This is a genomic window from Bradyrhizobium sp. Mp27 (assembly GCF_029953005.1).
Classification (GTDB): domain Bacteria; phylum Pseudomonadota; class Alphaproteobacteria; order Rhizobiales; family Xanthobacteraceae; genus Bradyrhizobium; species Bradyrhizobium barranii.
In genome coordinates, this window is sequence record NZ_JASAUS010000614.1 from 1 (window position 1) to 552 (window position 552).

Annotated in this window: 1 protein-coding gene; it reads right to left on the minus strand. The window is 63.8% G+C overall.

What is annotated here, in order from left to right; genetic code table 11:
- Positions 1 to 352: 352 nt before the first annotated feature.
- Positions 353 to 552, minus strand: a 200-nt coding sequence (locus QJT78_RS52000) for a transposase (protein WP_281460929.1), incomplete at its 5' end; no start/stop codon positions are given.

Below are 552 nucleotides of genomic sequence, written 5' to 3' on the forward strand. Positions count from 1 at the left end.
GTTGCCAGGCGGCATAATCCGGATACTGGATCGCCAACGGCGGCAAAGGATCGTCCTGTCCAGCCTCGAACGCCCGGTAAAGCCGACTGAGTTCATGCACCAGCACGCCCAATCGACCGCCGTCCGAGACGATGTGATGCTGGGTCAGCAGGAAGACGTGTTCCTCATCCGACATCCGCACTAGCCCGTCCTATTCGTGAGAGTGCGGCATTTGGGCCCGATTGATGCGGCCGCACATCTTGTCTGACGAGGCGCACAGGATTGCCTTCGGCTTTTCACCGCCTGACGACCCGTACTTTGCAACGCGCTTGAGGGATAGGTTGGGCGAACGGGGGGGCGGACGCCCCGCCGGTCAAGGACTGAGCGGCAGCAGCGCGCCGGGCAAGCCGCGGATCAGGTCGGCTTCGGGACATGCCGCGGCGAACGCAAGGCGAATGCGGTTCGTGGTCTCGACCACACGGGCAGCGAGTTTCAAGAGACGAAGACGCAGCGTCGCGAACTCGGCAGCGGCCAATTCCCGGGCTTTGGGAATGGCGTCGCGCACGGTCAGCA